Source organism: Streptomyces tanashiensis (genome assembly GCF_014648895.1).
Lineage (GTDB): Bacteria > Actinomycetota > Actinomycetes > Streptomycetales > Streptomycetaceae > Streptomyces > Streptomyces tanashiensis.
In genome coordinates this window covers 15480-36963 of record NZ_BMRZ01000028.1, presented here as the reverse complement: position 1 = coordinate 36963, position 21484 = coordinate 15480, and the positions used below count along the sequence as shown (strand labels likewise).

Annotated in this window: 20 protein-coding genes and 1 pseudogene; 11 read left to right on the top strand and 10 right to left on the bottom strand. The window is 70.7% G+C overall.

The window, feature by feature from the left end; genetic code table 11:
• Positions 1 to 870: 870 nt before the first annotated feature.
• The 3 genes and pseudogenes from IE237_RS39240 to IE237_RS39230 form a co-directional block, all read right to left on the bottom strand.
• Positions 871 to 2184, bottom strand: a pseudogene (locus IE237_RS39240) (PAS domain-containing protein); the annotation flags it as partial.
• 344 nt (positions 2185 to 2528) lie between these two features.
• A complete protein-coding gene (locus IE237_RS39235) occupies positions 2529 to 4307 on the bottom strand; it encodes a methyltransferase (RefSeq protein ID WP_189806998.1) in 1779 nt (592 codons plus the stop codon).
• A gap of 265 nt (positions 4308 to 4572) precedes the next feature.
• Complete coding sequence (locus IE237_RS39230; RefSeq protein ID WP_189806997.1) at positions 4573 to 5787, bottom strand: 4-hydroxybenzoate 3-monooxygenase; 1215 nt, start codon at positions 5785 to 5787, stop codon at positions 4573 to 4575.
• A gap of 424 nt (positions 5788 to 6211) precedes the next feature.
• On the opposite strand from IE237_RS39230, the gene IE237_RS39225 reads away from it, so the two are divergent.
• Positions 6212 to 7810 carry an alpha/beta hydrolase gene (locus IE237_RS39225; RefSeq protein ID WP_189806996.1) on the top strand — a complete coding sequence of 533 codons (1599 nt, stop codon included), beginning with the start codon at positions 6212 to 6214 and terminating at the stop codon, positions 7808 to 7810.
• A 200-nt stretch (positions 7811 to 8010) separates the two neighbouring features.
• Here IE237_RS39225 and IE237_RS39220 read toward each other — a convergent pair whose 3' ends face one another.
• Positions 8011 to 8580, bottom strand: a complete 570-nt coding sequence (locus tag IE237_RS39220) for a hypothetical protein (protein ID WP_189806995.1) — start codon at positions 8578 to 8580, stop codon at positions 8011 to 8013.
• A 424-nt stretch (positions 8581 to 9004) separates the two neighbouring features.
• Between IE237_RS39220 and IE237_RS39215 the strand changes: the two genes are divergently transcribed.
• The 4 genes from IE237_RS39215 to IE237_RS39200 all read left to right on the top strand — a co-directional run bounded on the left by IE237_RS39215 (position 9005) and on the right by IE237_RS39200 (position 11690).
• Positions 9005 to 9409, top strand: a complete 405-nt coding sequence (locus tag IE237_RS39215) for a putative type II toxin-antitoxin system PemK/MazF family toxin (RefSeq protein WP_189806994.1) — start codon at positions 9005 to 9007, stop codon at positions 9407 to 9409.
• Between the two features lie 253 nt (positions 9410 to 9662).
• Positions 9663 to 10037, top strand: coding sequence for a hypothetical protein (locus IE237_RS39210; RefSeq protein ID WP_189806993.1), 375 nt, complete (start codon positions 9663 to 9665; stop codon positions 10035 to 10037).
• Entirely contained in the window at positions 10028 to 10606 is a 579-nt protein-coding gene (locus IE237_RS41205; RefSeq protein ID WP_189807002.1) for a DUF4265 domain-containing protein, read from the top strand. Before IE237_RS39210 ends, IE237_RS41205 begins: the two co-directional genes overlap by 10 nt.
• A gap of 172 nt (positions 10607 to 10778) precedes the next feature.
• Complete coding sequence (locus tag IE237_RS39200) at positions 10779 to 11690, top strand: CE1 family esterase (RefSeq protein ID WP_229844111.1); 912 nt, start codon at positions 10779 to 10781, stop codon at positions 11688 to 11690.
• Positions 11691 to 11870: 180 nt separating this feature from the next.
• Here the strand turns inward: IE237_RS39200 and IE237_RS39195 are convergent, their stop codons facing one another.
• Positions 11871 to 12527 carry a hypothetical protein gene (locus IE237_RS39195; protein ID WP_189806992.1) on the bottom strand — a complete coding sequence of 219 codons (657 nt, stop codon included), beginning with the start codon at positions 12525 to 12527 and terminating at the stop codon, positions 11871 to 11873.
• A gap of 219 nt (positions 12528 to 12746) precedes the next feature.
• On the opposite strand from IE237_RS39195, the gene IE237_RS41200 reads away from it, so the two are divergent.
• Positions 12747 to 12932 carry a hypothetical protein gene (locus tag IE237_RS41200; protein WP_229844108.1) on the top strand — a complete coding sequence of 62 codons (186 nt, stop codon included), beginning with the start codon at positions 12747 to 12749 and terminating at the stop codon, positions 12930 to 12932.
• A 203-nt stretch (positions 12933 to 13135) separates the two neighbouring features.
• Here the strand turns inward: IE237_RS41200 and IE237_RS39185 are convergent, their stop codons facing one another.
• Both IE237_RS39185 and IE237_RS39180 read right to left on the bottom strand, forming a co-directional pair.
• Positions 13136 to 14089: an NAD-dependent epimerase/dehydratase family protein gene (locus IE237_RS39185; protein WP_189806991.1), complete on the bottom strand. Its 954-nt coding sequence runs from the start codon at positions 14087 to 14089 to the stop codon at positions 13136 to 13138.
• Positions 14086 to 14544 (bottom strand): hypothetical protein, encoded by a 459-nt coding sequence (locus tag IE237_RS39180; RefSeq protein WP_189806990.1) that lies wholly within the window; start codon positions 14542 to 14544, stop codon positions 14086 to 14088. Before IE237_RS39180 ends, IE237_RS39185 begins: the two co-directional genes overlap by 4 nt.
• 172 nt (positions 14545 to 14716) lie before the next feature.
• Here IE237_RS39180 and IE237_RS39175 point away from each other — a divergent pair, with 172 nt between their 5' ends.
• The 3 genes from IE237_RS39175 (at position 14717) to IE237_RS39165 (ending at position 17160) form a co-directional block, all read left to right on the top strand.
• Complete coding sequence (locus tag IE237_RS39175; RefSeq protein WP_189806989.1) at positions 14717 to 15406, top strand: TetR/AcrR family transcriptional regulator; 690 nt, start codon at positions 14717 to 14719, stop codon at positions 15404 to 15406.
• A gap of 332 nt (positions 15407 to 15738) precedes the next feature.
• Entirely contained in the window at positions 15739 to 16221 is a 483-nt protein-coding gene (locus tag IE237_RS39170) for a DedA family protein (protein WP_189806988.1), read from the top strand.
• Positions 16222 to 16563: 342 nt separating this feature from the next.
• Positions 16564 to 17160, top strand: a complete 597-nt coding sequence (locus IE237_RS39165; protein WP_189806987.1) for a DUF4328 domain-containing protein — start codon at positions 16564 to 16566, stop codon at positions 17158 to 17160.
• A 191-nt stretch (positions 17161 to 17351) separates the two neighbouring features.
• On the opposite strand, the gene IE237_RS39160 is transcribed toward IE237_RS39165, so the two are convergent.
• Both IE237_RS39160 and IE237_RS39155 read right to left on the bottom strand, forming a co-directional pair.
• Positions 17352 to 17708, bottom strand: a complete 357-nt coding sequence (locus tag IE237_RS39160; RefSeq protein WP_189806986.1) for a DUF805 domain-containing protein — start codon at positions 17706 to 17708, stop codon at positions 17352 to 17354.
• Between the two features lie 181 nt (positions 17709 to 17889).
• Positions 17890 to 18432: a GNAT family N-acetyltransferase gene (locus IE237_RS39155; protein WP_189806985.1), complete on the bottom strand. Its 543-nt coding sequence runs from the start codon at positions 18430 to 18432 to the stop codon at positions 17890 to 17892.
• Between the two features lie 345 nt (positions 18433 to 18777).
• On the opposite strand from IE237_RS39155, the gene IE237_RS39150 reads away from it, so the two are divergent.
• A complete protein-coding gene (locus tag IE237_RS39150; RefSeq protein WP_189806984.1) occupies positions 18778 to 20007 on the top strand; it encodes an FUSC family protein in 1230 nt (409 codons plus the stop codon).
• A 228-nt stretch (positions 20008 to 20235) separates the two neighbouring features.
• Here the strand turns inward: IE237_RS39150 and IE237_RS39145 are convergent, their stop codons facing one another.
• Positions 20236 to 20613, bottom strand: coding sequence for a nuclear transport factor 2 family protein (locus IE237_RS39145; protein WP_189806983.1), 378 nt, complete (start codon positions 20611 to 20613; stop codon positions 20236 to 20238).
• A 139-nt stretch (positions 20614 to 20752) separates the two neighbouring features.
• Between IE237_RS39145 and IE237_RS39140 the strand changes: the two genes are divergently transcribed.
• Positions 20753 to 21253 carry a hypothetical protein gene (locus tag IE237_RS39140; protein WP_189806982.1) on the top strand — a complete coding sequence of 167 codons (501 nt, stop codon included), beginning with the start codon at positions 20753 to 20755 and terminating at the stop codon, positions 21251 to 21253.
• Positions 21254 to 21484 lie beyond the last annotated feature (231 nt).

Sequence of the window (21484 nt, the reverse complement as noted above, 5' to 3'; positions counted from 1 at the left end):
GGCGGCCCGCCGGGCCTCGACGCGGGAGAGAGGCCGGCCGGCCGGAGCCGTGGGGCTCGCCGGTGCGCTGCCCCGGTTCCTGCCGCGGCCGCCCTTGGCCGCGCGACGGCGCTCGGCCCGCCCCGGCCCGGGAAGACCGTGGACGGCTGGTCGAGCCGGTCCCTCCTGTCGGCTCGGAGCGCCCGAAGGCATCACGCTGTTTCGCGACCTGGGAGGCCGCGCAGTGCGACGTCTGCGTCGTGCTCTGCCGTGCGAGCCGCTCCGGCTGGGGTCGACCCGCCATGGCATGTACTGGTGTCTCCTGTGTTGATAGGGCATGTAGGGGAACCCCCGAGGTGCGTGGGGCACACACACCCATCTCGAGCGTGTGGCTTGTCAGGCGGATTGGCGCCTGATCCTGGCGAGAAGGTGGACGATGCGCTGCTGGGCGACATCCTCCGTGCCGTTCTCCGCCCACCGAGGGACGCGCTCAGCGCGCTGTGGCGGAGCGGTCGGGGGAGCCGTACGAGCCGTCGCCGCCGCGTGCTGCGCGCGCGAGTGCGGGAAGGGAACGGCGTAGGGACGAGGCCGGCCGGCCGGAGCTGTGGGGCGGAAGGCCGCGGAGAGGGAAGGCGGAGCGGCGGGAACCGCGGCGGCTGCCCGGTCGCGGCGTGCGCTGACGGCCGCGCCGATGATCCAGGAGCCGGCGACCGGCGCCTGGACGGGCGGAAGGGGAGAGCGCGCGGCGGGCGCGTGTGGGGGAGTGTGCGGGATCTGGACGACGTAGGTGAGGCCGGATGCCCGGGGGTGTTCCCGCGCGGTGAGGACTCCGCCGTGCGCGTCGATGATTCCGCGCGCCACCAGCATGTGGGCGGGGTCGTGGACGGCCCGGGGACCGGCGACCTCGATGCGCAGCTCGTCGCCGCGCAGCGCCGCCGTGATGACGACGGTGGTGTCGGCCTGGGACGTCGAGGGGCCGTGCCGATGGGCCTTGCCCGCCGAGGTGACTCCGGCGGCGTCGGCGATCAGGTGGGCAAGGGCGGTCGACGTCTGAGTGGGATCGAGCGTGACGACGACGGGCGGGGCGTGCACGGCGTACTGCGTCCGGTGCGGGCCGGTGAGTGCCGAGGCCTTGTCTATGCCGGCGTTCACGACAGTGCCCAGAGTGGTGGGGTGGCGGGTGACGCTGACGGCTGCCGCTCTCCGTTGCAGGGGCTCCGTGGCGTCCTCGACCCCCTGATCGGGTTCGCCGCGCAGGGAGTCGGCGAGCGCGGCCGTCAGCTCGGCGTGGCGGGCGGCGAGGGCCGCGTACCTCGCCTCCTGCTCCTGGCGCTCCGCCGCGTGCCGCTCGGCGCGGTCCGCGAGTTCGGCGGTGTACTTCTCGATCAGCTGCTCGTAGGGTCTGCGGTCGGTGAAGGCCATCACGGCGCCGACGAGCCGGTCCCCTTCGCGTACCGGAGCGGTCGTCAGGTCCACGGGCACCCGCTCGCCGCCCTTCGACCACAGCACCTGACCGCGCACCCGGTGCTTGTGCCCGGACCTGAGCGTGTCGGCGAGCGGAGACTCCTCGTCCGGGAAGGGGGAGCCGTCGGCGCGCTGGGCGAGGATCAGCGGATGCAGTTCGGCGCCGCCCAGCTCGCCCGCGTCGTAGCCGAGGATGCGCGTGAAGGCAGGGTTCACGAGGACGACCCGGCCGTCGATGTCCGTGCCGACGACACCCTCGGCCGCGGCGCGCAGGATCATCTCGGTCTGCCGCCGCGAGCGGGCCAGTTCGGCCTCGGCGTCGAGGGTCCCGGTGAGGTCGCGGACGACGAGCACCAGCAGCCCGTCACCGGTGTAGCCGCCGCAGCCGCTGCTCGCGCCGTACGCCTCGAGGCCGCCCTCCAGACTGACACCGGTCACCTCGACGGGGAACGCAGCGCCGTCGTTGCGCCGGGCCGTCATCCGCACCGGTCGGGTCCGTCCCCGTTCGTCGGGCGGGCCAGGGCGGCACACCGAGCCGGGGATCCCGCGCGAGTCGGCCCCCGGCAGCAGATCGAGCAGGCCGCGCCCGACGAGCGCGGTGCCGGGGGTCTCGAACATACCGAGGGCGACGGTGTTGGCGTTGACGACCGTGCCGTTGCCGTCGACGAGCACGAGACCGTCGGGGAGGGCGTCGAGTATCGCTGTGAGCCGAACAGTGTCTCGGGGGAGGGGCGGGACCATGGCGACGTTTCCTTTCCGGGCCTTGGAACCGACAGGCGTGGCGCAGTGCCGGACGGTCGGGGCACCCGAACCTGCGCGGTGACGAGGGTGGGAGGCCGAGCGGTTGTGCGGTGCGGCAGCCGTGCCGAGTGCCGGGAGACGAGCTCTGCCCGCAGTCCGTGGCACATCGGGTGGCTGGTGGAAACATAACCACCCGCTGATGGCATGACGGAGACATGAGAGCGGCGGTCGACGATTCTTAAGGCTTCCTTGAGGACATGCTCAGGCAGGGATGAGGAACTCCCGGACACCGGTTCGGGTGCCCGGCAGCAGCCCGATGGCGCGCTCCAGTCGGAGCACCTGACTCATGACACTCCCGCGCCGCTCCCGCGCGTGTGGCCCTGGTCATCCGCCGGCCCCGGCTGCGGGGCCTTGCGGGCGTGCAGGACGTGAGCCTCCAGGGGCAGGGGGCTACGGTCGAGGAGCTCCAGGCCGGCGTCGGCGAGGAGCCGGGCATAGTGCTCGGCACGGCGCTCGCGGCCACCGACATTGCACATCATGTGGAGGTCCCAGGCCGTGGCCAGCGAGGGGGAGCCGTCGGTGGGAAGGAGCCGTTCGACGATCAGCAGATCGGCGTGGGCGGGCATCGCGCGGGCGCAGTGACGCAGGATCTCGCGGCACCGCTCGTCGTCCCAGTCGTGCAGGATGCGGGAGAGGATGTAGACGTCCGCGCCGTGCGGCACATCGGCGAAGTCGCCGCTGCGGTAGTCGCAGCGGGCGCCGCACCCCAGGGAGCCGAGCGAACGGCGGGCGGCTTCGACCGCGTGGGGGCGTTCGAGGAGTGTGCCGCGCAGGGACGGATGTGCGGTGAGGATGTGTCCGAGGAGTTCTCCGTTGCCGCCGGCCACGTCGACGACGGTCCGGGGGGTTGCGGCCTGGGCCGCTGCGGTGATCACCGGGTGGGCGGGGAGCGGGCGGAACATGCGGGAACTCGCGGCCATGGAGCGGTCGAAGAGGTCGGCCAGCTCGGGGTCGCGGGCGAAGTGGTCGAAGTGGTTCTCGCCGAAGAGGTGGTCGAAGGCCGGCTGTCCGGTACGCACGGAGTGGTCGAGCGCGGCGAAGGAGCGGTAGAAGGGGCCCGCGTACATCAGGGCCAGGGGGCGCATCGTGTCCGGGCAGTCCGCGCGGAGCAGGCGGCCGAGCGGGGTGAGGCGGAATGCGCCGTGTCCGTCGCTGGGCCCGTCGGGCTCGTTGGGGTCGAGGGCATCGGTTTCCTCGGCCACGACGCCGAGCATGGTGAGGTAGCGCAGGAGTGTGGCGAGGCTGTCGGGGTGGGTGGCGGTGCGTCGGGCGAGTTCCCGGATGCCGGTGGCGACGGTGGTGTCCATGGCCTCGGGCAGGCGAAGGCGTGCGAACGAGGCGAGGGCCTGTGTGGTCCACGCTCCGGTGAGCAGGTGGAGGAGCGTTTCGGCGTGCCGGTTCGTACCAGGGTGCTCACTCATGTGGGCGGCGAGAACCTCGCGGTGGTCGCCGGGAGCGTAGAGCTCCAGGCGGCGATAGCCGCACGTCGTGTCCGGGGTGGTGAAGTAGAGAACGGTGCCGTTCTCGTGCGGGTTGTACCCGCCGCCGTCGGGGCGGGCACCCTGCCTGGTCAGCACCGCGCACAGGCCACGCAGCACGAGCGGGTCAGGGTGCTCCAGTGCGAAGGCCAGGTGGGTCTCATGGCCGAGGGCGCGCTCGTGCGCCGCGATCGGTTCCAGGCCGGATCCTTCGGGTACGGCGAGGGTGAACACCTCGACTGCGCGGGGCTCGCCCGCCGGGCCGTGGACGCGGGGGCGGAGGATCTGGACGTCGAGCTCGGCCACGTCGCGGCGGTGGCGCCGGGCCAGGCGTTCGCGTACGACCACGCTGGGGAGTGACGGGGTGTCGGCGACGAGCCCGCTCGCGGCGAGCAGGTCCCGCAGATGCCGGGGGTCCCGGGGAAAGAGCAGGATGCCGACGTGGGCGAACCGGCAGTACGCGGCCACAGATGCGAGTTCCGGACCGTGCAGGCCGGGCAGGAGGAGGGGCAGCAGGGTGGCGCTCTCGTATTCCCTGACGAAGGCTGCCGCCGCGCGCAGGCGCGTCGCGTCATCGAGAAGCATCGTTTCACCGGGAAGCGGAGCCGCCGTGTCGGGGAGGTGGGCTTCCACGGGGAGTGTCGTTGTCATCGCGGGGGTGTCCTCAGGAGTGTGCTGGGGGAAGAGGCATGGTGGGCCCGGGCGTGGCCCGGTGGAGGGGGCATGGTGGGCCGGGGCGCGGCCGGGTGGAGGCGGCTTGATGGGCCGGGGCCGGCCCGGCGGAGGGGGCTTGGTGGGGACCCGGGCGCAGCCCGGTGGACGGGGGACGGCGCCAGGGGCAGGGCGCCGGTCAGACGCCGACGTAGTTCTCGGCGAACCAGTCCTGATGCGCGCGGGAAGTGCGCAGGGAGTCGAGGCGGGCACGCCGCAGGCCGGCGTGGAAGAACGATCCTCCTGACCGGTCCTGCCCGGGGAGCGCATGGAGCAGCCCGGTCATCCACTGCGTGAACTCCTGTGCCCGCCAGATGTACGCCAGTGACTGCGCCGAATAGCGGTCCAGGGCCGCACCGTCATCCCGGCGGAGGGCCTCGGCGAGGGCTCCGGCCAGGAGCTCCGCCTCCAGGACGGCGAGGTTCGCTCCCTTGGCGGCGGCCGGGGCGGTGAGGCTCGCCGCGTCGCCGGCGAGCAGGAGGGAGCCGTGACGCAAGGGCTCGACCACGTCGCACGCCAGGTCGACGACGCCGCGCTCGATGATCGGCCCCCTGCGGAGCGGGCCGTACTCCTCGGCGCGCATCCTCAGGTCGAGCTCGTCCCAGATCCGCTCCTCGGACCAGGTGTCGGCAGGGGAACCGCGTCGGCACTGCAGGTAGTAGCGCGTGACGTGCGGTCCGCGGGCCATGTGCCCGGCGAAGCCTCGGTCGTGGACGGCGTAGCCGACAGCGTCGAGGCTGGGCGGGGCTTGGGCGAGCAGGCCGAGCCAGCTCACGCCGTGGTCGTGATGGTGGCGGACGGCGTCCGGCGGCAGCGATCGGCGGGCAGCGCCGTGGCGTCCGTCGCAGCCGGCGACGTAGCGGGCGTCCCACCGGACAGGGCGGCCGTCCGGATCCCGGGTGGTGACGTAGGGGCGGGCGCTGCCGGCGTCGTGCACTGCCAGTGCCTCGGCACTGAAACGGATCCGCCCGCCGCCGTCCTCGTAGCGCTCCAGGAGGTCGGACACCAGGTTCTGCTGCGGGTACACGGTGTGCTGCTCGCCACGGCCGAGACCTCCGTAGTCGAGGCGGAATCCACCGTCAGCGGTACGGAACTCGCAGGTACCGTGGGAGCGTCCGCCGCGGTGCAGACCGTCGGCGAGGCCGTGGCGGTCCAGGATGCGTACCGTGTTCGGCGCGAGGAATCCTGCCCTGGCCCGGGACCGGATGTGGGAGCGAGTGGCACGTTCGAGGACGACGCATTCGACCCCCGCGGCGATCAGGAGGTTGCCGAGCGCCAAGCCGGCGGGGCCGGCGCCGAGGACGACCACATCTGCCGATTCACGTGGCACCAGGCCTTTTTGATCTTCTGTCATAGCCTGGGAATGATAAGCACGGCAAAGCCTCCAGATGATCATGGCTCATTCGAATGCGGTAATAGAGCGACAATCGGAAGAGCGATTCTCTATTCCGTGACGCCTGGTCCGGTCTGGGATTTGCTCCGATACGAATGCCGGTACTCGCGCGGCTGACCGGCCGGACACGGAGAACGCCGGTCGTCGAGGGCGGACATCGGGGCGAGCGGGACGGCAGGGAGGGCGGTCGTCAGGGAGGGCGGTCGCCGGGGAGGGCGGACGGGAAAACGGCACCTCGCGTTCTCCACCTCGGGAACCATTCCTCCGGGCACCCTCCTCCTGTGGTCGCACATGATGCTGTCCGGGGGAGGGATTGCGCACAACTGCCCGTTCTACAAGGGTGCATGAGACAGATCATCCACCTCCCACAAGGATCTGACTCACTGTGCGAAGCACACGAATAGCACCCCTCGTGGCCATCGGCGCCGTCGCGGCGCTGGTCCCCGCGCTCACGCCCGCTGTCGCGTCCGCGGACGCCCCGGCACCCCGACGGGCACTGTCCACCGCGCCCTTCAAGCCGTACACCCAGCAGACACCGCACTGGAAGCGCTGCGAGGCCGAGGGACCGGCGAACTTCCAGTGCGCGACGCTCAAGGTGCCGCTCGACTACGCCCGACCGGGCGGCAAGAAGCTCGAAGTCGCCGTGTCCCGGATCAAGGCGACCAATCCTCAGAAGCGCCGCGGCGTCCTGCTGCTCAACCCCGGCGGTCCCGGCGGCCCGGGGCTGGACATGCCCCTGTGGATGGGCCCGGAGCTGCCGACCGCGGTGAAGGAGCAGTACGACCTGATCGGCTTCGACCCCCGGGGCGTCGGTCAGAGCTCGCCCGTGAGCTGCGGTCTGAACGACGACGAGCTGAACTGGCAACGCCCCTACAAGGCAACGACGTTCGCCAAGGACGTCCGGTGGGCGCGGACCGTGGCCGACAAGTGCCGGGCGAAGGCCGGTGACGTCCTGCCCCACCTCACCACGCGCAACACCGCACGGGACATGGACATCATCCGCGCCGTGCTCGGCGAGAAGAAGATCTCGTACCTCGGGTACTCGTACGGAACGTACCTGGGCGCCGTCTACACGCAGATGTTCCCGAAGCAGTCCGACCGCTTCGTACTGGACAGCGCGGTCGACCCGCAGCGGATCTGGCGCGGCATGATCCAGGTGTGGGCGGAGGGCGCGGAGCCGGCGTTCAAGCGTTGGAGCCAGTGGACCGCCGAGCGACACACCACGTACAAGCTCGGCGACACCTCGGCCAAGGTCAGCAAGACCTTCTGGGACCTGGTCGCCCAGGCGGACCGCAAGCCGATCGATTTCCAGGGCACGCCCCTGACCGGCGACGACATCCGTGCGGGCCGGGCCATGTTCTTCGACGTCAAGAGTGCCGCCGAGGCCATCGCCGAGCTGAAGAAGGCCGCCGACGGGGCTCCGACCGCGGCGCCGTCGAAGCAGGGCACCTCGCCCCGTCCCGTACCGCCGTCGTTCGCCCGCGCCGTCCCCTCGGACAACTCGGACGCGGCCTTCTGGGCCGTGGCCTGCGCCGACACCCGCTCGTGGCCGCGCGACCCGGAGCAGTACCGCCGCGACGCGATGCGCGACAAGGCCAAGTACCCGCTGTACGGTGACTTCGCGTCGAACATCAAGCCGTGCGCGTTCTGGAAGAACGGGTCCGAGGCGGCCACCAGGGTCGACAACTCCGTCGGAGCGCTCGTGCTCCAGAACGAGTGGGACTCCCAGACGCCGCTCGTCAGCGGACAGGGGCTGCACCGGAGCATGAAGGGCTCCCGGATGGTCACCGTCCTCGGCGGCCAGGGCCACGGCATCTACGGTTCGAAGTCCTGCGCCGACAAGACCGCCACCGCCTATCTGACGACGGGCAGGCTGCCGGCCGCGGACGTGACCTGCCGGGCCACGCCCGCCCAGGCGCAGAACCGCCTGGACCTCCCGCTGCCGACGCCGCAGGGTCTCCCGCAACGGCAGGACCGCTCCTGACCGACACGGTTGACCGCCGCTGACGTGGGGCCCTCGCACCGCGGGGGCCCCACTGCCGTACCACCGCCGGGGGGCGTCACCACAGACGCTCTCGAACCACGCCGTACGGAATCGGCGCAACGATCCCACGGTCACGACAGCATGTGCTGGGTTCCCGCCCCCGCGCTCACGCGGTGGCGGGACCGCCTGACTCGTGAGAGTCACAGCGGCGCGAGCTCCACTCGGCCCGTGAACCGGCCTTCCACCTGGGAGGCGAGCCAGTGGACGCGGGCGAGCTGGTCGCCGTTCCTGTCCCGGGCGTGCACGTGGACGGTGTGGTCGGGTGACGGTTCGTGCTGGTAGAGGTCCCGGGAATTCACCGTCAGCGTGAGGTAGGCGTACTTCTGGGAGATCGCGTCCAGCCCGGCTTCGGGAACCTCCGGCCATGCGTCCAGATCCCACCGAACAGCCGCGGGATCAGACCCCAACGCGGCTATGAAGGGCTCGGCGCGGTCCAGCGGACGTCCCCAGTCGAACACGCGGATCGGCAGACACTGCGCGGGGTTGTCCCCGGCCTCCGACGAACCGTGTTCTTTGCCGTCCGACGCACACCACACGAGGTCGGGCAGTACGTGAAGGACTCGTGCCAGGACGTCCGGCGATCTGATCACGGCCTCGAAGTCGACCTCTCCCTGGTCGATGTCCGCCAGGGACAGCAGAGTACGTACCGCACGTATGGCTCGGGGCAGATCGGCTGTGGTGAGGACAGCGGCTGCGGCAGAGTTGCTCATCCCGGAACCATAGGACGGGACGCGCAGGTGAGGGCAGGCAGGAAGGCCCCCGGGGAGAACACGGGCAGCGACTGGGGCGCGGGCCCGCCCGTCCGGGACAGGGTTCCCCGGCACGACGTACCGGGAAGGACCGTCCCTGGGAGCCTCCGAGTCCGGGCTCGCGACGGAGCAGGTGACGATCACGTACGAGGACATCACCGTCGATTGACTTCCGCTCCCCTCTCCCGCGTGAACCGTCCGTCCCGCTCTCCGGCTCATCAGGCACTCGAACGCCTCCTGTCAGTCGGCAGGGCTTACGCTGTGACCTGCGGCCACCGCGTGATCTTCAGTCCTCACACACCGATGAGCAACGGTGACCGCGCCCGTCTCCACAGCGCGTCAGGCTCGCGCGGCGTCTGCCTGCCGTCATGTGTCTGGAGGACTTGTGCAACGTGGCGAAGTCTGGTGGGTCCAGTTCGACGAGCCGAGGTTGGTCGTACTGCTGTCGGGAGACGACACGTCCGGGATCCGGGTGATGCAGGTCGTCGCTCCGGCGGGCGTCGACATCAGCGGTCTGGGCATCGAAGTGACGGTCGGCGCCGGTGAAGGACTGCCGTTCGAAGGCGTGTTGCGGCTCGCGTTCCCGCGTCCAGGCTTCACCCCTTGTACGTGGCTGACCACTGTGTCACGGGACGACCTGATGGAGCGGGCGGCCGTCCTGTCCTCGGCGAAGCTCAGCGAGATTGACGATGCCCTCCGACTCGCTGAACAAGCGCAGGAGCAGAGCCCGGCGACGACCGCGAAGCTCAGCGAGATGAGGGACGCCCTCCGTCTCGGCGAACTCGGGTAGAGGGAGAAGGAGCCGACGGCGTGGGCGGTCTCGGCCAGATGGTCGACGCGGTCCGAGTGTCGCCTCGGCGCCCCTCACCATCGAGATCACGATCTACGGCTGGAGTATCAGACCTGGTGGTAGAGGCCTTTGTCCGGCGGATCACGTCTGAAGCCGCAGCCGGGTCGCGGCAACGGCGACGGTGCCGTGGATGCACATCGGCCGGCGGCCGTGAGGTGCGGAACCGCCGGCTTGGCGCGTACGTCGAAGGACCATGACGGAGAGAGCTGGACAGATCATCATCGCCCTCGTGCTGGCTGCCGGCGCTGCCGGTGTGCTCACGGGCTGCGCCAAGACCGACGAGGGCACAGGGAGCGTCCGGGCGACACCGCACGCCCGGACGATTCCCTTCGAGCTCTACACGCACTGCGGAATCGACGAGGCGCGCATCGGCTCGACGTACTTCGAGGCAGAGACCCCGCTCTCCGATGGCTCGGGCAACCCGCCCGAAGGGTGGGGCAACCCGACCCAGCGCGGCACGATGACCTTGAAGTCCGAGACGGAGGCCGTCTTCACCGACGATGCCGGTCATGAGGTGAAGTTCCGTGCCCGGCCGGGTGCGACCGCCGTCAAGCACATCTGCGCTTAGACCCGACCACGACGCGCACCGCGCCTGCGGCTGATCGCATCCCGCCGTGCGCCGGCGCAGACGGCTGTCGCAGGATCAGGGGGTCGGAACCTTACTACGGGAGGCACCCCATCACCCTCATCACGCACGAGGACCCGATCGGCAAGGACCTCATCGACCACAGGGTTCAGGCAGACCTGCCTGACCGTAAGGACGGATGGCGCGAGCAGCTCGGCGTCCGCAGACTCGCCGGGGACACGTTCGAGGTGGCCTGCCTTCCCTTCTTCACCCAAGGCGTCTGCCACCGAGACGTGGTCGCGGTCGATGACGACCAACTCGTCACCTCCGTGGTGCACAAGTCCGGCCACCGGACCCTTCGCGTCGCTCTGGTCATGAAGTACGAGGTTGATCGAGAGAAGGCCCGCGAAATGATCCAGGCCAAAGTCTCAGAAACCGGACTGCCTCACGAATGGCTTCACGGCACCTATCTCGCGGTCGACCTCCCACCGGGGAGCAACGCCGACTCTCTCGTGCACCTGCTCACGTCTCTTGCGCAGAGCGGCAACCTCTTCTGGGAGATCGAATCCTGACCCGACGTTCATTCCGCTGGGAGTTCTCAGACCGTGTCCCAAGGCGATGACCGACTCGCTCTGACGACCCGACGCCCTCGCGTGCATATGGAATTCTTCGCCCCGCTCGCACCCCCGCTCCGAACCCTCCATTCCTCTGGACCGCCCCTCGCGCCGCTGCCACCATGCCCCCATGCGCTTACGTCCTCTGCAGATCGCCGCCCTGGCCCTGCTCATCCCGCTGGTCGGCTGCGGCTCGAACACCGATGACGACGAGGGCCGAAGGGAGACGTCCCCGAGCCCCTCGGGAAAGAAGCCGGCGCCGGCGAAGGAAGTGCCACGTCCCGGCGATCAGACCGTCACCATGACCTGGAAAGGGCAGGAGCGCGTCTATACGGTCCACGCGCCACCCGGCTTCACGCCGAGCAAGCGCCTTCCCCTGGTCGTCGTCATGCACCCCTACCCGGCCGACGGCGCGTACGCCGCCCAACTGACCGGCTTCAACGCCAAGGCCGACAGAGAAGGCTTCCTCGTCGCCTATCCGAACGGAATGAACCAGGGCTACAACGCCCTCGTCTGCTGCGGCAGCGAGGACGACGTCGGCTTCATAGGGGCGATGACGAAGCGCCTGACCGGCACGTGGAAGGCCGACCCACAGCGCATTTACGCCACAGGCATCTCCAACGGCGCGGACATGTCCTTCAGGCTCGCCGTCGAGCTGCCGGGAACGCTCGCCGCGATCGCCCCGGTCAGCGGCGGCTACATCGGCACGGCCGCGCAGAATCCCGCGTACGTGCCGAAGACCCCGGTGTCGGTGGCCACCTTCGTCGGCGGTCGCGACGCGTACTACGGGCAGTTCGAGGAGGGGATCAAGTCCTGGTCGCCGCGCCTGGGTTGCAAGTCGGGCAGAGCCGAGAAGTTCGAGGGTGACAACACGCGCACGCGTGCGACGTGCCGTGACACGTCGGATATCCTGACGTATCGCCTCCCGGACATGGGCCACAACTGGCCTGGCAGCAAGGACCCGAGGATGGGCGAGGAAGCGACGGGCGTCACCGCGACCGATCTCATCTGGGACTTCTTCGACACACACCCCAAGAAGTGACCGAGTCCGCGACGACGACGCCAGCCGCCCAGAAGTTGCCCCGGAAGGGACGCGGAGGGCCGGCCCCGCACCCCGACAGGCCTGGTCGGTCCGGTGCTTGACGTCGTCGGCGGAGAAGTTCCCATCCGGAGTCCGTCCACCCTCTCTGCCGGGCCGCGGGGCGGCCCGGCAGGAGGTTTCTCAGGAGGTGGGCCGGTCCAGCTGCGGCTTCAGCCGGACCTCGGTCACGCTCACGTCCTGCGGTGCGCCGAACGCCCGGACCATGACGCCGTGTCCGATGTCGGTGACCTCCAGGGCCAGGTGATCGGCTCCCACGCGCACGTCGAGCCTCGCCACGGGCTCGCCCGCGGAGTTCGGCATGCGGTAGATCCGTGCTCCGGGGTACCTCAGGGTCGTCAGCCTGTCCCGCATCTGCTCGTACGTGGCCGTCTCCTTCCCGGAGAACGCCTTGGTGATCCAGGCCTGGTGCCTCTGAGCGGTGCACTCCTCCGTCGGGGTCAGCGGCACCGGGTCGGCCAGGACGGGCAGAGTGTGGTCGGGGGTCGGTGCCGATGCCACGTGGTCGGGGACGCTGAGGACCCTCGGTTCGCAGCTCTGAGCGAAGAGGCTGGCCAGCTCCAGGAATCGTGCCTCGGCCACGCGGGCGCGCGTCACGGCGGGGACCGCCCGGGCGGTCCGCACGGCGGAGGAGCGGGGGGTGGCGTGGGCGGCGGAGGCGGCAGTGGTGGTGGAGGCGGGGGTGGCGGCGTGGGCGCTCTGGGTGCCGGCGGCGGCCAGGACGACGACGCTGCCGAGCGCGGCGGTGAGCAGGGGCTTCGGGAAGAGAATCGATCGCATGTCGGTACCTTGCAGGCCAGTGGCCACCGGCCGCCTGAGTAGTGGTACTCATTCCGCCGGAGCATCGACTCAGGCTCTCCGTTCCAGGGGCACTGGCGGATCGTCAGCCCGGCGATAGCGGGGGCGTTCTTACGGCCCGGGTCTCGGTTCCTGCATGTGGGGGGAGCCAGTGAGGGAAAACCTCTGGCGGCGAGGTGGCGTACCAGTGATGCTGCGGTCGTGATCGAACGGGACGACGCAGTACGGATTGTTGAGGACGAGCTGGCGCGAGGCCATCAGGCGTTGCTTGGCGCTGGTGCCGGTCCTGTCTCGCGCAGCGTGGTCGTGCGTGTGGTCGAGCACGAGCTCGTCTGGAAGAAACGGGCGGACGCACGGCCGCTGCCCGTGCTCTTCGTCGGAGGGTGACCGGGCTGTCCCCGACGCATGCCCTGGCATACGTCACCGGGCTGCTCGCGGGTGACGTGCCAACCTGGCTCCTGACCATGGCCCACCAGGAGCTTGTGGATCCGATCGACCCTGTGCTCGCCGTACGCACCTTTGGTGTCGATGCGGATTTCCGACCTCGGGCGAGCTGAGCGCGCACCGGCCTGGGCGTGCGCAACCGCAGGCTATGCGCGGGCGCGGTAGGCCGCTGCCGTCTGTTCCAGTGCTTCTTCGAGCGGGGTGGCGACGGCGCCGAGGCGGTCCCGGATGAGGCTGGAGTCGACGATGAACGGTTCGGCGAACTCGTATTGCATCTCGATGAGTTCGCGCACCGTACGGTTCACGGTGCCCAGCGCGTAGAGGGCGAGCGTCGGCATGCGGCGCAGACGGGCGCTGCCGGGGCGGCCGGTGGCGCGGTGGGCCAGGTCGACGAGTTCGCGGGTGGTACGGGTGTGGGGGTCGTTGGGGAGGTGCCAGATGCGGCCCGGGGCGTCGGGGTGGCTGCCGAGGAGGGCGAGCGATTCCCCGATGTCGGGGATGAAGGTGTAGGTGTGCGGCTGGTCGGGGTCGCCGAGGACGGTCGCGGTGCGTCCGGCGAGGAGGGCGGGGAAGACGAGGTCGCCGAGGTTGGACTGGGCGCCGCCTCGGGGCCCGAAGTAGTCGGAGGCGCGGCCGATCGCCACCTCCACGCGCCCGGCCTTGTGCGCGGCGAGCAGGTCCTGGGCCATCCGGCCCCTGAGCCGGCCCTTGCGGGTGGTCGCGGCGTCGGGGGTCTCCTCGGTGAACGGGCGGCCTTCGGGCGGCCCGTAGCTGTAGACGTTGTCCATCGAGACCATGCGGGCACCGGTGGCTTCGGCCGCGGCGAGCACGCCGGCCTGGAGGGCGGGGAACTCCTGCTGCCAGCGGTGGTACGGAGGGTTGAGCGCCTGGTAGACGACGGCCGCGCCGGCCGCGACGGCGGTGGTGAACGCGGGGTCGGCCGCGTCGCCGGCGGCGACCTCGACACCGTCGGGGACGTCCGCGCGGCCGGACCGGTTGACGACGCGGACCGACTCTCCTCGGCGCACCAGCGCCTCGGCGACGGCCGTGCCCACGGCGCCGGAACCGAAGATCACGTGACGGGGGGTGGTGTGCTTCATGCGTCGACCTCGCGGAGGGAGTCCGGGCGGGTGGTCCGGCCGGGGGTGGTGACGGGCAGGAGGTGGTGGGGCGGGACGCCGGAGAGCGCGGAGAACGTGAGGGCGCCGGTGGCGCCGAAGACGGTGAACCGCGCGTCGACCCCGACACCGGCCAGGGTGGTCACCGCCCAGCCCGCCGCCCACAGGAGGGGCATCGCCGCCGCCCAGAGCCACGGCTGACGGGCGGTGTGAGGCAGGGCGCATGCCTGGGCCACGCCGAGCAGGACGCCCCCGACGGCGCCCATGAGCGCCGGCGAACCGAGATCGGTGCGGTAGCCGGCCAGGGCCGCACCGAGCAGGAGGCCGAGCCCGCCGCCGGCCGCGGTGGCCGCGGACCAGCGCAGTGGGCTCAGCCGGCCGGAGGAGACGAGCGCCTGCCCGGCGCCGATCACCGCGCCCGTCACGATGCCGCCCACCAGGGCGCTCGTCGCGTCGTCGACCGGACCGGCAGCCGCGCGGCCGGCGAGTCCGGCGATCGGGAGCGTCGCACGGGATCACCTCCAATTTCTGTACGCTGTGCAATTAATGTACGCCGTGCAAAAATGAATCGTCAAGGGTTCGAGCCGCGACGGGTGAGGAGGCGTACGGATGGCACAGGACACGCCGCCGGCGAAGCGGGGCCGGAAGCGGGCGGTCGGCGAGGACGAGGTGGTCGCGGCGGCCATACGGCTGCTCGGCACCCGGGGTGCCGACGCGGTGAGCATCCGGGGGATCGCCGCCGAGCTGGGACTCGCCCCGAACGCCGTCTACACGTACTTCCCGGACCGTGCCGCTGTGGTGCGCGCGGTCGTCGAGCACCTGCTCGGCGAGACGGACCTCGCCGCCCTCACCGCCCACGACACGCCCTGGCGGGACCGTATCCACACGCTCGCCGCCGACCTGCGGCACCGGCTGCTCGCCCACCCCGGCGCGGTCAACCTGCTGCTCTCCGGCCGGATGGACGGTCCTCATGCCCTCGCGCTCGGTGAAGCCCTCCTCGCGGTCCTCGCGGACGCCGGCCTCGACCCGACCCAAGCGGCGCGCGCCTCGTACCTGCTGATCGTGCAGGTCCTCGGGGCGATCGCGCTGGAGGCCGCCGAACTTCCCTCGCCTCTGCCGCCCCCGCCGATCGCCGAGCGGGTCGCGACCCGCCGGGAGCAGCTCCGCGGCGTCCCCGCCGACCGCTACCCTCGTACGGTCGAGGCGGCGGACACGATCGCGCGGTTCGTCTCCGACGAGCAGTACGCGTGGGGGCTCGACCGGGTCCTGGACGGCATCGCGGGGCGCGCGAAGGGCTGAAGCTCCTTCCCTGCGCGCTGCTTTGGTGTGCCGGGTCCCGCATCCATGTGGCACGCCGTGTCCGGACTGCGCCCTGCCGATCCCCGGGGCGCCCGGCGCCCTGTGTCCGCCGAATGGGCATTAGGTTAGGCTGGCCTTTCCTGGTGTATGGATCCGGGCGTACGGGTTCGGGTTCCGGTTGCGGGGGACCCGGAGGGAGTAGACGGGCAGAGGTGGGGTGCGGGTGAGAGACGGTGACCGCGCTGGTGCGCGTCGCGCACTCGGCAGTACGGCATGCTCCTGCGGGCGCACGGGAGACACGGGTTTCGGCCCGGCGTCCGGAACGAGGCGCCGTGGATAAGGTCGCACTCACGGCCGGAGCCCTCTATGCCATCGTCCTGCTCCGTGCCGGAGGGACGTTCGCCGTCGGGTGGCTCGCCGGTGCCGGTGCCCGGCGCAGCAGGTTCGCCGGGCGGATCTCCTCGGCGAGGTTCCAGCGAGCCGAGCGCGCGATCCAGCGGTGGGGCGCGCCGGTGGTGGCCGTCTCCTTCCTGACCGTCGGCTTCCAGACCGCCGCGAACTTCCTCGCAGGCAGTATGCGCATGCCGTTGCCGCGCTACCTGCCCGCACTGTTCGTGGGCGGAGCGGCCTGGGCGCTGATCTACGCGACCGCGGGGCTCGGCGTGCTCGAAGTGCTGGGACGTCTCTTCGCCGAGCGGACGGCCCTCGGGGTCGCTGCTGTGGCCGTCCTTCTGCTCGCTGTGTGCGGGGTGGTCGTGTACCGCAGAAGAAGGGCGGTCCCGGCCTGCGGTGACACCGTGGCCGAGGAAGTGTGAGCTCGTCCGGCGAGGGCGGGCACTGCGGCGGATGAGGGGCATCGGCGGCCTCAGCTCTTTCAGGGCCGTCCTGGGCGAACCAACGCCCTCGCGTACGGCAGGCACTCCCCGGCCAGGTGGCGACGCATGTGGCTGACCGTCAGGTCGGGAGGAACGTCATGGACGGGCGCGCCCTCCGTGGCGTAACTTCCCCCTGCGCGCACTTCCGCGGGCACATTCCGGTTTCATGCCTGTGGGGGCCGTACCGCCATGTCCTCTTCCCGACTCGGTGTTCTGCGTCCGCGCCCTGGCCTGCCTGCTCGGGTGCCCGGCCCCCGGCGCGCCCTGCTCGCCGCGGTGTGCGTGCTGCTCGCGGCCGTCGCCGTATGTGATCTGTTCGCTGTCTACGCCGGATTCCGGACCCACGCCGCGGTGCAGGGAGACGTCGGCTTCGTGTTCGCTCAGCAGGATGAACTGGCTCAGGCAGACGCCCTGTTCAGAACGGTCGACCGGTTCTACGCTCCGGCGCTGCTGGCCTGTGCCGTCGCCTTCGTCGCCTGGTTCCATCGGATGCGGCGGGCCGCCGGAGCACTGGCGCCGGACGGCTTCAGCAGAGGTACCGGCTGGGCGATCGGGGCCTGGTTCGTTCCCGTGGCATTCCTGTGGATGCCGTACCGGATCGCTGTCGAGATGTGGACCGCCTGCCTGCGGGAGCCCGGCCGCGGGGCGAGGGCCGGCACCTCCTTCTGGCCCGTGAACCTCTGGTGGGGCACCTTCGCCGGTTCGCTCCTGCTCCGTTGGTACTCCGGGTTCCGCCGCCAACGGGCGGATGGCCTCGCGGAGGTGCTGGACGCCGTGACGCTGGGAATGGCGGGGGACGCGCTGAACGTCGTCGCGGCGGGCGCGGCGGGGTACTTCGTCGTCCGGCTGACCCGCATGCAGGGTGCAGCCGGCCACTGAGAGGAGCGTCCTGGTCCGAGGCCGGGCTCGCCCGGCCCTGGCTGGGGTGACCTGTCGCTTCGGCGGTGCCTGCCTGAGGCTCTGGAGCTCCCTGTCGACTCCCGCAAGGGCGACACCCCCGGGAACAGGCTTCTCGGGGGTGTCGGTGTGGGTTCTCGGACCCGTCAGTAGGCCGCGGACGTCTCGGTCCGTCAGTAGGCCGCGGACGGCTTCGGGCTGGGGCCGTAGGCGTTCTGGCTGCGCTCACCCTCGGTGGCGAGGAAGACGATCAGGATGATGCCGCCGACCAGGGGAATCAGGCCGAAGAGGATCGACCAGCCGGAACGGCCGGTGTCGTGCAGGCGGCGGACGGTCACGCCCAGGTGCGGCAGGAGCACGGCCAGGAAGTAGATCGGGTAGAGCAGCGGGAAGGTGCCGAGCGCGAGGTCTACGGTTGCGACGACGATCACCGCGAGGATGTTGAACAGGAAGAACATCCAGTGTTCCTTGCGGCGCGCACGTCCGCTGAACGCCACGTACTTCTTGAGGACTTCTAAGTACCAGTTCACGTTTTCCCCCAATTGGTCAGGTAGGACGAGCGGGAATCTGCCCGTGCTGAGCAAGCCTTGCGCAAGATCGATCGGATTGCTTTCACTTCAAGGAATCCTTGCACCGGCTTCTCATGTGCCCATGAGGTCCTGGTACTTGTCCGCGTCCGTGAGGCCGGCCGACCGTGATCGCCCGCTGTCGTCAACGAGCGGCTGCGGCGTACTGGTCCGACGACAACTCGAACACCCGCACGCGCCGACCGCTGGTGGGGTTGACGGTCTCGCGGACCGGACGCATCCCCAGCTTGGTCATGATCCGTTCGGAGGCGTCGTTGCCCACTTGAGCGATGCTGACGATCCGCTCCAGCCCCCGCTCCTCGAACCCGAACCGTACAGCGGCCACAGCGGCCTCGGTGGCCAGGCCCTGCCCCCAGTGCGCACGTCCCAGCCGCCACCCGACCTCGACCGCCGGCAGTACCTCCGGCAGGAAATGGGGCACCGAGAGGCCGGTGAACCCGGCCAGTTCGCCAGTGGACCGGATCTCCACGGCGAACAGGCCGAAGCCCTGCGACTCCCACTCGCTCTCCCAGGCCTGCACCCCGTCGCGGGTCTGCTGCTCGTCACGGACGCTGCCGTCACGGATCCACCGCATGACCTCGGGGTCGGCGTTGACGGCAGCCATCGGCGCAACGTCTTCCGCGCGCCAGCGGCGCAGGACCAAACGGGGAGTCTCCAGGGTGACCATCCCATCATTCTGGATCACAGACGGGCGCTCCGCCATGCTCAACAGGCGTTGCGATACGTGCCCACAGCTTGGAGTTGCCGGCTCGCAGCCTCAGGGCCTCGGGGATCGACGCCGTTGCCGCTCGGCCGTCGGAGGTTCCCTGCGGGATCAGGGCACAGGCGGCTGAGGCTGCCGGGACAGCCTAGGCAGCCGGTGCGTCAACGCCGTCCCTGTCGGGGCTGTCTGTCCCCGTAGCGGGGGTGATCTCTCGTCCGCCCGGGCGTACCGGCGCATGAGCCCGGGGCCGCCCGGGCAGGCGGTCCGTCCAGACGGCCCCTGCGGGGCGGCGACGGGACGAGGTGGGGCGTGGCACGCGGCAAAGGACGGCACGACCAGGGCGAAGGGCTGCTCGCACGTCTCCGGCGCGACCCCTTCGCCGTCCAGACCGTACGGTCCACGGCGGCGGCCACCCTCAGCTACGTCGTCGCCCTCCAGCTCAGCAGCGAACCGGTCCCCCTCACCGCGCCCCTCACCGCCCTCCTCGTCGTCCAGGTCACGCTCTACTCCACCGTCACCACCAGCCTGCGCCGGGTGAACTCGGTCGTCGTCGGCGTCCTCATCGCCATCGCGTTCAGCGCCGTCGTCGGCCTCTCCTGGTGGAGCCTCGCTCTCGTCATCCTCGCCTCGCTGCTCGTCGGCCGGCTCGTCCGGGTCGAGGAGTTCATCCCCGAGGTCGCCATCAGCGCCATGCTCGTCCTCGGGGTCACCCAGGTATCCGACACCGCCTGGGACCGCGTCCTGGAGACCCTCATCGGCGCCGTCGTCGGCATGCTCTTCAACCTGGTTCTCGCCGCGCCCGTCTGGGTCGACACCGCGGGGGACTCCATCGAGGACCTCGCCCGGCGGATGCGGATGCTGCTCCTCGACGTGGCCGACGAGTTCACCGGCGCACCCCGGGTCGAGCAGGCCGCCACCCGGCTCCACGAGGCCCGCCGCCTCGACAACGACGTCGCCGACGTCGACGGGGCTCTGCGCACCGCCGAGGACAGCCTGCGGCTCAACCCCCGCGTGAAGGAGGGACTCCTGCACCGGGTGGTGCTGCGTACCGGCCTCGACACCCTGGAGATCTGCGCCGTCGTCCTGCGGGTCCTCGCCCGCACCCTCACCGACCTGGCGAAACACCGCGACGGGCACCAGCTGCTGCCCGAGCCGGCAGCCCTGGCCATCCGGGAGACCGCCCAGTACACGGCCGACGCCCTCGTCAGCTTCGCCGTCCTGGTCACCGCGCCGGGCAGCGAGGGCGCCGAGGCCGCCGAGACCCGCCTGGCGGGCGAGCTGAGCGCGGCCAGGGCCTGCCGGGACCACGCCGCCGACCGGCTCCTCGCCCTCGCCCTCGCCGACCCCGGCCGCTGGCAGCTGTACGGCGCGCTGCTCACCGAGGTCGACCGGATCCTCGACGAACTCGACCCCGAGCACCGGGGCAACCGGCTGATGGAGGAGCTGGACCGGCGGGTCCGCGAGCGCACCGACCGCCGACGCCGTCTCGCCCTCCGCGACCGGTGGAACACACGACGGGCCACCCGCACCGACGGATGACCGCTCGTGAGGGGAGTACCCGCACCGGGGCGGCGGGGGTGTCCGGCGTCGGCGCGGGTTCCGCCCCACGGCGTCCAGGGCCGCATCAGAGACGGTGGAGTCGTTGGTGTCGCTCCCGGCGGACACGGGTGATCGTGGTCGGGAACCCGTGTCCGTCAGGGGCTCCGCTGTTGCGCCGGACTGTCCGCCTCGCGGTCGGCACCGCCGGCGTGGAACAGACTCACCGCCTCACGCGTCTGGCACAGGCGTGGCCTGGTGGTAGTACATCCGCCACCCGGAGGCATCGTCCGACTTCCGCCAGATCGAGCTCCTCCGAGCTCGCCTGCCATCGAGCACGGTTTCGAACGTCAGGTGCACAACCCCCGGCGCCAATACGGTGCCAGTCATCTCGCTCGGCACGTACTGCGGGCCATCGTCTGCTGCACCCTGCATGACGGGCAGCGCCGAGAGCATCGCCTGGCGGTCCCACCGACGCCCCGAGGCACCGACTTCTACGAACTCCGGATCGAGGAGCTGATCGGCCAGTGCCTTGGACGACCGCCCGGCCGGACTCAGCAACTGCAACTCCCGCTCGATGACCTCGGCCACGCTGTTCTCCACGTTCATTGGAGCACCTTGCCCAGCTGACCTGGGCATTCGCAAGTGAATTGCCCGGTCACAGGCCGCCTGGTCGGTGTCTCACCCGTAGTTGCACCATGCTGAGGGCACCGCCGGACCGGTACGAGGATCTGATGAGGAGCAGGGTGTGGGAAGTCTGTTGAGAGGCGCCTCCAGGGTCCGCTGGGGAGAACTGCGCGACGCGACGGGGGCCGGGGCCGCCGGCATTCCTCCACTGCTGTCACGGATCGCGTATGGAGATGAGGACACGGCCCGCATCGCCATCGACGACCTGGGCGATGCCATCTGCGCGCTGGGGTTCGTCGTCGCCGAGGCGACAGCTCCCACGGTCCCGTTCCTTCTCGAACTCGCCGGGTCCCCGCAGGCGGCGTGCAAGGCCGAGATGCTGGACCTGCTGGGAAGCATCTGCCGGACCAGCCAGTGGCACTCCGCTGCTGCGGCCCAGGACAGCAAGCACGATGCGAGCTACCAGCAGCAGACGGACTGGGAGGCGGCCGCAAGGACTGCCGTGTACGCAGGCCGGTCGGTCATCGAGGGGGTCGCCTCCTCCGTACGGCCGGAGGAGGCGGCACCTGCTCGGAAGCTGTTGCAGGTGATGGATGACACGCCGCAGTTCCCGAAGTTGTGAGCGGTCACTGCGGGACACCCCATGGGGTGGAGCAGCGCCGTGACCATCCATCCGAATCGGCGAGGAGACCTCGGCTGTGAACATCGAGATAGCCCCGGACCTACGGCAGCGCGCCGCTCAACTCGGGGCCGGCGTCCCCTACGCACTGAAGGTCCTGGCCGGACGGCTGGCCGATGAGCCTGACATGGGGCGGCCCTCGTTGATGCCTGGGCGCGGATCACTGGTTGGCTG